Here is a 9,104-nt window from a genome sequence, read left to right as displayed (position 1 = left end):
TACTGCGAATTACACCCACTGCGTTGTTTACAGGGTCTGTTAAAGATATCGAAGGTGATATATCATCGGGTAAAATACCAGTTGTAAAACTCCATACTTTATCAGCAGCAAGCGTCTTACCTGCTAAACTTTCTGCTCCGATTGTTATGGTCGCCGTATAAATAATTTCAGCAGATAAAGCATTTGTTGGTGTAAAAGTTGCTATTGTTCCTGAATAATCCACAACACCAGAAATCGCATTTGTTCCTTGCATCAATGTAAATGTTGAAGTATTGATCGATAAAGGATCCATTGCCTCACTGAATGTAGCAGTAACTACTTTATTAAGAACTACGTCTGTAGCATTGTTTGCCGGCTCGGAAGAATTCACCATTGGTGCAAGATTTAAAGCGACATCGTCGTCTTTTGAACAACCCAACATCAAAACAACCGCTGCAATTGCAAGGGTTGATAATAGATTTTTAAATTTCATATAATCGTTGTTAATTAATATTGTACAAAACAAAGGTAAGTACATTAACAAACTGAAATGTTACACCAAAATGCTATTAAGTTACATCATTCACACATTTGGTAGATTTAGGCTGTTAAAAAAGAAAAGCAAATAAGTGTAGATTGTATAAAAGTCATTTTTCATTCAGATACTCATTCCTGCGAAGACAGGACCTGTTTTTACGAGCGAATGGATTAATCTGTTGAACGCCGATAACTGACAGGCTTCTGTTTGTGTAAGAAGGATCGTTCGCAGAGCTTAGGCGATGCTCTCAACTTAATTCTTTAAAATATATATAACGTATAGAAAGTGCGCTACCGTCACGCTTAACTTATTGTGGCGAATTCATAAGAAATTATCTTTTTCTGCTAATTACGAAGGAAGCTTCGAAAAATCGAATACTTACACAAGACTGTATTTCAATTTGATTAAACGATTTTAATCCACTCTAAGCGGATTCAATATGCATGTTAGCGTTAAGGTGAAAATAACTAATAACGTTCAGATCAAATAGTAGGTCATTTATAAGGGTTTAGGTAATTAGACATATTTTATGTTTCCTTTGGATTTAAGGCATTATACAAATAATGGGATACGTCATCGAACTGCTCTCATTATTTAATTCTATGAATTTTGTAATATGGGTACTGGTAATAATATTTTTTAATTAGCTTGTATCTAACAATAATAAAGTCATTTTTATTTCAGTGTTCCTTCGGTCTAGCTTTGATGTTCCTTCGATCTAGCTATTTGAAGGTTAAGTGTACATAATAAGTAGAGTTAAAAAGAGTAATATAATACCACAAATCTATAGGACTTTCAGATTAGAATTATCCAGAGAAAAAATACGGATGGTCATATAAGATTAAAGACAAGAGAAGGGCGATTATCTATTTCCTGCCAAGAGATCATTCATTTAAAGTTGCCTTTGTTTTTGGTCAAAAAGCGATGGATGTGATAATGGAGAGTTTTATTTCAATAGAAATTAAAGATGAATTAAAACAAGCTACAAAATATGCTGAGGGTAGAGGGATTAGAATAGATGTGAAAAACGACTCCATGTTACCCGATATCAAACGATTAATTGAGAAAAAGCTTGATAAACAATAAATATTGATTTTTGTTTTAATAAAAACCAGAAAAAAAATGTAAATTGTTAATGCTTAGTCATACAGACTATAATAGTATACGAATTTCCGAGTCTTTATAATATTATATTTCTTAGGAATTTTCTAAGAAGAAACAAGGGTTGATTAGGGGTATCATATGTCATTTTTTATAGAGTGACTTGCGGATATTCAGGGGAGTGTCTGGTTTTCCATAAAACCTTATACTCCTTATTCAGTTTAGTATTTCACTCATTATTGGTGCGGTTCGGTTTATTAGCTGACCTTTCAGGTTTAAAAGACAATAATAGTTAGGCTATAAAATATAGTTATATGCCAGTTTAATAAGGGATACAAAAATAACATTGTACATAAGTGAAACGAACATATAGAATTAATCAATCAAATCTGAACATTATGAAAAAGATCTTATTCATTGCCCTTATTGCTTCACTATGTTTTTCCTGTGGTGAAGGCGAGCAAGTAGAATTATCACTTAAAACCAAAGAGATTTCTTTATATCCCAATGAAAGAGTACAAATAAGTGCCATTTCTGGATATAATATGGTCTTTAGATCGGCAAACGATTATCAGGCCACTGTGTCGGTCAATGGATTGGTTAGTGCAGGAAAGGTTGGTGAAACAATAATTGAGCTTGCTAGTAATGATCGTGTTGTGGAAATCCCTGTAGAAGTAAAAGGTAGGTTTAATCTTTATCCTGATCCTATTTTAGACTGGGGCATAACTCGCAGCGATCTTCTCGAAATAGCAGGAGAGTCCGATAATTCCCCAAGCAATTCTGTTGTTGAGTACCTTGACTATTCTGATCAAGCTCCAAGGCTTGTCTATCTTTTTGATGCAAATGATGCCTTAATGTGTACTCTAGTAGATGTGATCGCTACCTATTCTGATGATCTTTTTTTATATATGAATGAGCGCTACGTATTCAGTTCTGAAGATGAAGGCTTGTCCGTTTTCACGAATGCATATAAAGATGAAGACGCTTCATCACTAATAGGCGTGTTTGAATTCGGGGGAGAATACGTGATGGTTATGTATATTGAAAACCAAAATGCGGAAACAAAGTCAGGTCATCCTGTTTCTCTGGACATCCAAAATATCAGAAAGCGACTTAAGTCCCTTGCCAGTGTAAATCGCAAATAAGCCTTCATTAAATGGCGATCGGAAAGGAGAGGAGTGTAGCCGTGACGCTGCACTTTTTTTTGTGATTAAATGTAGGTTGATATTTTACTGATAAGGAATCACCTCCCCCTCATAAATTCGGGTATTCCTCCAAATGAAAGAATGTTAGTATAATTTTTTATACTTAACATGAGATAAATAATTGACGTAAAGGCAGCTTTTATAAATAGTCACGAATTAAATTTGATTCACAAGCTTAATCCGAATATTTATGTGTTTGAGAGAAGTTTAAAGCACGTCAATAATCATGCACAATTACTTACAAGGCATTAAAACCATTAATAAGGAACATGAATTATGGAACAAAATGAGATTAAGCTAACTGATATGTTAGCATTGGAAAGGACCAATCTGGCTAATGAACGCACCTTTCTTTCTTACTTTAGAACCTCCATTGTATTTTTAAGTTCTGGCTTTGTTATTCTGAAAATTGAAGATTTACAGAATTTAAAAACGCTTGCCTACATATTGCTTATAGCTGCATTTTTTCTTCTCATAGTTGGCATTGTACGTTTTATTCATGTCAGAAAACGTATTAATAATTATTACACTAACTGAATTCAACTAAGGCGTCTTTTTAAAATATCGCCAATGGTTGTGCCTCATTTTAGTAAACCCTTGTAATGAAAAAAGCAATTCTTAAAATATTTACAGGTCTCTTTGTTATTTGATATCAAAAAGGCGATTCAATTGATCAAATAAAACGAATGCCGTGATGAAAAAAAGCTGTAAATTGTTAATGCTTAATTATTCACCCTAAAATAGCATATGAATTTTCGAGTCTTTATAATATTACATCTCTGGGGAGCTCTATTGTGTATGCCTCTCAATGCCTATGCTCAATTAATGACTTTTAAGCATTACAGCGTTGAAGATGGTATCTCTCAAAGCGAAATCAAATCTATTTTTCAGGATTCAGAAGGCTACCTGTGGTTTGCCACCCAGAATGGTTTAAATAAATTTGATGGTTATAGTTTTGAGAATTTCTTTTATGATCCAACCGATAGTACTTCGCTTTCAAATAATTGGATTTTTGATATTACCGAAGATGCTAAGGGGAATATTTGGCTGGGCACAAAGGAGGGTTTGAATCGCTATGATAAGACCACAGGAGAATTTACACTTATTTCTCACAAAATAAATGATTCTATTGTGCCAGATAAATTTGTCTATGGTACAGTGGCTGACGATCAGTTTGTTTACATCAGTTTCCCTCCCGTTTTATCCAGATACAATTATTTAACGGACAGTTTGGAGAGTTTCACGAACAATCTCCAGTACGATGGTGCTCTGCATGATATTGGTTTTCCATTACTCAGATCTCGCTCGGGAATGATTTGGATCGGATCATCAGATGGTCTCAGTGTTTTTGATCCTGAGAAGAAAAGTTTCACCAATTATCGACATGATGAATCGAACCCCAATTCCATATCAAATAACCATATTACTGCTCTTCATGAGGATCTTTCAGGTTATATTTTGATAGGTACTGAAGATGGTCTTAATTTCTATAATCAAAAAACGAAGGCGTTCAAGCGTTTTGACAATGAAGAGGGACAGCCTTTGAGCACCAACTATATCCGTTCAATTCTGCAAGATAGCAATGGCGTGTATTGGATTGGAACAGAAGAAGGGGGCCTGAATCGTTTGGACTGGAGTTGGGATAGTGGTCATTTTGAAATATGCCAATACCGCAGTGGCCCCAATAATATAAATTACATTGGCCATGATATTGTGTATTCTCTATTCGAAGATAAATCTAAGAATTTATGGATAGGTGCAATTGCGGGTCTTGATAGAGCAGATCTGAAAACGAAGAAGTTTCGAAATTATAAGAAAACTGACGATCCAAATTCACTGGATTTATTGGATAATATCATCGGATCTATTTATATCGATAAGGATAAACGTCTTTGGGTAGGGAATTGGGCAAAAGGCTTGAATATCTACAATCCCGAATCTAAAGAAATGTTGCACTATTCTTCCGAGTTCGAGGGAGATAGATATATATCGAACAATCATGTTCATGTTTTGTTCGAAGACAGTGAATCTCGAATTTGGATGGGAACCAGAAATGGGGTTGGCATCTTTAATTCAGATCGGCAAAATTTTATTCCTTTTAATACGTATTTCGGACTAGACACAACGGACTTCTTTGCCAACAACCGGGTTTATTGCATTACTGAAAACTCAAACGGGAATATCTGGATTGGAACAGGGAATGGGATTGCAAGCTTTAATCCTAAGACAAAAAAAAGAATCTTCTATCGTTCAGGAGCTGAAGAACCCTATGGTATTAGCAGCAATCTGGTTTATTCCATATTAGAGGACAGCGAAGGTTTTATCTGGATTGCGACATTGAATGGCATGGATTGCTATTTGCCTCGTGAGAACAGAATGTTGCACTTTTCGCATCAAAATGGTCAGTCTAATACCCTTTGCGATAATTTTACCATCTCTCTTTGCGAGGATCAACAAGGTGATATTTGGATTGGCACCAGTACTGGAGTCAATCGCTTTCATAAAAAGGATTCTTTGTTCACTTACTATTCGATGAAAGATGGCTTGCCCAGTAATATCATCTACGATATTATTGAAGACAAGAATCGTAACCTTTGGTTCTCTACGGGAAATGGTCTGGCTATGTTGAATGCAAAAACTCAGGAGATTAAATCCTATTCTGTTAATGAAGGACTACAAGGAGGGGAATTCAATTTAAAGGCCGTTTATCAGGATGAAAAGGGCTATGTGTATTTTGGTGGAATGGATGGACTGATTGCTTTTCATCCCGATTCACTTCAAGATAACACCTTCATTCCGCCTATTGTGATTACTTCATTCGATAAGGAAAGAGGGGCTCAAAAGGAAAAACTCAATGTGTATACCGATAGGTTAGAGCTTTCCTATAAGGATTATTCTTTCACAATTGCTTATGCTGCTCTGGATTATACCCAACCCTTTAAGAATCGTTACGCCTATAAAATGGAAGGCTTAAGTGATGAGTGGATAGAGGTAGGGAATCGCCATTTTGTTCACTTTACCAATCTGCCAAGTGGGCAATATACCTTCCTTGTAAAGGGAACTAATAATGATGGTATCTGGAACGAAACGCCTACTCAGCTTGAGATTAGGATTCTTCCTCCATGGTGGCGCAGTGACTATGCCTATGTTGCTTATATTCTTTTTGGAGTTTTATTAATTTATGGAAGCTTCAGGTGGAGAGTTAGGAATCTGAGACGAGAAAAACGTATGCTTGAACAAGGAATTCGGGAACGTACGACTGAAATAGCCTTACAAAAGGAGAGAGTAGAAGAAAGTGAAGAGAAATTGAAGTCAACTATTTCATCTCTCAACGATTTAGTCTTTGTTCTCGATAAAGATGGGGTATTTCAGGAATTTTATAATCCGGGTAATCAGGATCCGCTATATGAGAACCCGGATTTTTTTCTTTATAAACATTATAGTCAAGTCGGATTTCCTTTATCGGTTGTAGAGGAACTGCAGTTGGCTTTTGAACAGTTACAAACGAGTGATATTATTCATGAATTCGATTATTGCGTCAATCAGCAAGGCATGTGTTGGTTTAATGCAAAGATAAGTCCCCGGCGTAATGCTCAGGGCGTTCTTACAGGCATAACGATTGTTTCACGACATATTACCGAACGTAAGGAAGCGGAGCAGCGTTTACGCCAGCAAAAAGAAGAATTGAACGAGCTGAATGCTACCAAAGATAAGTTTTTCTCTATTCTGGCTCATGACTTAAAGAATCCTTTTGCCAGTTTATACTCATTGAGTCAGGTAGTCGATGAAAATTACAATGATCTGGATGAAGAGGATAGGCTTATTGCACTGAAACGTATTCATCATTCGGCAGAGCTGATATACAATTTGCTGGAGAATTTGTTGACCTGGTCGAAATCTCAAAGAGGTGACATTGACTATACACCCACTGAGTTCGATTTATCCCTTCAGGTTGAAGAGAATATCAATTTACACCGTATTCCTGCTGAGAAAAAAGGTATTTTATTGAGAACAAATGTGAAAGAGAGTTTTACAGCCTATGCAGATAGACAGATGATTAATACCGTTTTACGTAACCTGATTAATAATGCGGTTAAATTCACTGAATCGGGTAGAGTCGTTGAGGTCAATGTCAGGCGAGAAGAGAAATTTCTGGAAGTAGAAGTCAAGGATGAGGGCGTTGGTATTTCAAAAGAAAATATGGAGAAGCTGTTTCGTATTGACGTGAAATATAAAACTCTTGGAACATCAGGTGAAAAAGGCACAGGTCTTGGACTTATTCTTTGTCATGAATTTGTCCAGAAAAACTTCGGCGCTATTTGGTGCGAGAGTCAACCAGGTAAGGGCACAAGCTTCTTTTTTACCATCCCTTGCGAGAAACGAGATGTTTAGTCTGCGACTTAATCCGCTTCTGTAGATATGCTATCTGTGCAGGCTTCGCGTTGGGAATCTGTGATCCTTTTCTTGTAACGCTTTGCCGATTTAAAGCAGCTTGAAAAGCATAGGGCTGAATCTTAAAACAGATTCTTATATTATTTCCCGTTTTTTTTGTAGTAAAACCTGCAGTTAGGGCATAAAGGAATACAGTTCTCTTTTAGCAGATTTTTATTACAGGCATATCTCATCATCTGCACCTCGTTTTTATTACCAGATTTGTGACGGATATTTTTGAGATGCGTTCGAACTGTTGTCTGACTAATATTTAGAATTTCTGCTATTTCCGAATTGTGATTTGTGGTATATAGTAATGACAAGATCTCTTTTTCCCGTTTAGTGAGATCAATATTAAAGCCATTCTTATGATTGTTATCGAAAAGGATCGGAATTAACTGTGAGCATAAAAAGTTGTCATTTTCAATAATTTCATGAATTGCTAAAATTAATTTTTCAGACGAGCAGGTTCTAAGCATATATCCATTAACAATGCTGATTAAGTATTCCAAAAGTTCACGAGTGAGTGAACCTGATACGACAAGTGTTTTCTGATTTGGAAAAGATTCGCGTAAGCAATTAACATATTCAATATTCTGCTTAGATATGTCCGAAAGTTCTATTATAAATAAATCTATTTCAAGTGGATTTATTGATTGATTATATTTGGCATTGTTTTCAGTTAGTTTAGAGACGTGTAATCCATTAACATTTGACAAGATAGCCTTGAAACCTTCAGCTATTAAAAGCTGATCATAGAGAATTGATATGTTTATTTGTTTTGTCATTTGGAATCTTATATCCCTTTAAGTTACACGTTTTTCTTTAATTAATATCTGTTTTTTTATTATTCTGTTTAGATGGATCTGTGGATTTGTTGATTTTTTATAACCAAAATCGTTTTAAAAGATGCACAAAATGAGGATTGATAATACCTATAGCTTTGCCTAACTTGATAATTCCTAATTACACGTTATTCTGCAGCTCATAATAAACACTTAAAACTTATATGCTATGAAAAAACGTTTACTTTCATTCTATGCTGTTTTATTCATCATAGGAATTGTATTTACTCCTTCATGTCAAGATGATGTTTTGAATATTGAAGAAAATAGGATTACTGAAAACCATGAGTTGAAAAGAGGAGGTAAGAAGACCGATGTCGATCAAGCCGATTTGTATGGTGATTTATGGCAAATGGAACGTGACGAAAGTGGTGTTCCAATCCTTTATGAATTAAAGTATCATGTAGAGTACAAAGATGTTCCTGTGATAGGAGTCATCGATGTTGTGAATCCTCGACTTAATGCTTCTTTTCCTCTGGAGGTTTTAGTTCGTGGCGACGATGGATATGTTGTTTATGAACCATCTACTATTCCTGGAGGCGACCCAGTGCCTGTTACCGAACTAGTTACAATCGAACCCATAGATGGTTTTGTTGTTGGAGACGAGAATGTTATTGCACTTTACGATGCCGAAGGGGAAGTTTTACCTGAGGTTGCACTATATGTTGTCCCTATTGAATTCGGACGTTTAGATATCATTCGCTCGCCTTCAGCAGTTATTGATAAACGACTGGCTGAGGTTATTAAGAATTTTGGTGATGGATCGATTGCCAATGTGACTCGCGATTTTTGTGGTCGTGTTATGATGCTCCGAACTGAAGATGCCATAGCTCTTGGGGCGGAAGATAAACCCATTGACTCACCTCTTGAGAATTTAGCAATTTATAAAGAACTTATGCTACATGGTTTTACTCAGTCTGCAGAAGATAATGGTTTGAAATTTTTAATTGAGGAAGATATAGCTGGAGGCTTCGATGTTAATTTTAGAGTAGATAGGGGAGTGGG

At 35.8% G+C, this 9,104-nt stretch carries 6 protein-coding genes and 1 pseudogene; 5 read left to right on the top strand and 2 right to left on the bottom strand.

The features are described 5' to 3' along the window. Positions 1 to 472, bottom strand: a 472-nt coding sequence (locus ABY905_RS10410; protein WP_372643371.1) for an Ig-like domain-containing protein, incomplete at its 3' end; no start/stop codon positions are given. 864 nt (positions 473 to 1,336) lie between these two features. Between ABY905_RS10410 and ABY905_RS10405 the strand changes: the two are divergent. From ABY905_RS10405 to ABY905_RS10390, 4 genes and pseudogenes are all read left to right on the top strand, one after another. Next, positions 1,337 to 1,603: pseudogene (locus ABY905_RS10405) on the top strand (DUF3788 family protein); the annotation flags it as partial. Between the two features lie 413 nt (positions 1,604 to 2,016). Beyond that, positions 2,017 to 2,763, top strand: a complete 747-nt coding sequence (locus ABY905_RS10400; protein WP_372643368.1) for a hypothetical protein — start codon at positions 2,017 to 2,019, stop codon at positions 2,761 to 2,763. A 336-nt stretch (positions 2,764 to 3,099) separates the two neighbouring features. After that, positions 3,100 to 3,360 carry a DUF202 domain-containing protein gene (locus tag ABY905_RS10395; RefSeq protein WP_372643366.1) on the top strand — a complete coding sequence of 87 codons (261 nt, stop codon included), beginning with the start codon at positions 3,100 to 3,102 and terminating at the stop codon, positions 3,358 to 3,360. Between the two features lie 210 nt (positions 3,361 to 3,570). Next, positions 3,571 to 7,215, top strand: a complete 3,645-nt coding sequence (locus ABY905_RS10390) for a two-component regulator propeller domain-containing protein (protein ID WP_372643363.1) — start codon at positions 3,571 to 3,573, stop codon at positions 7,213 to 7,215. A 140-nt stretch (positions 7,216 to 7,355) separates the two neighbouring features. Here ABY905_RS10390 and ABY905_RS10385 read toward each other — a convergent pair whose 3' ends face one another. Then, positions 7,356 to 8,042 (bottom strand): DNA-binding response regulator, encoded by a 687-nt coding sequence (locus tag ABY905_RS10385; protein WP_372643360.1) that lies wholly within the window; start codon positions 8,040 to 8,042, stop codon positions 7,356 to 7,358. Positions 8,043 to 8,268: 226 nt separating this feature from the next. Between ABY905_RS10385 and ABY905_RS10380 the strand changes: the two genes are divergently transcribed. After that, positions 8,269 to 9,104, top strand: an 836-nt coding sequence (locus tag ABY905_RS10380; protein WP_372643357.1) for a hypothetical protein, incomplete at its 3' end; no start/stop codon positions are given.

Origin of the sequence: Ancylomarina sp., assembly GCF_041555295.1 — a bacterium.
Lineage (GTDB): Bacteria > Bacteroidota > Bacteroidia > Bacteroidales > Marinifilaceae > Ancylomarina.
Note: the sequence above shows the minus strand (reverse complement) of the source record. Positions and strands in the feature narration are given on the sequence as shown.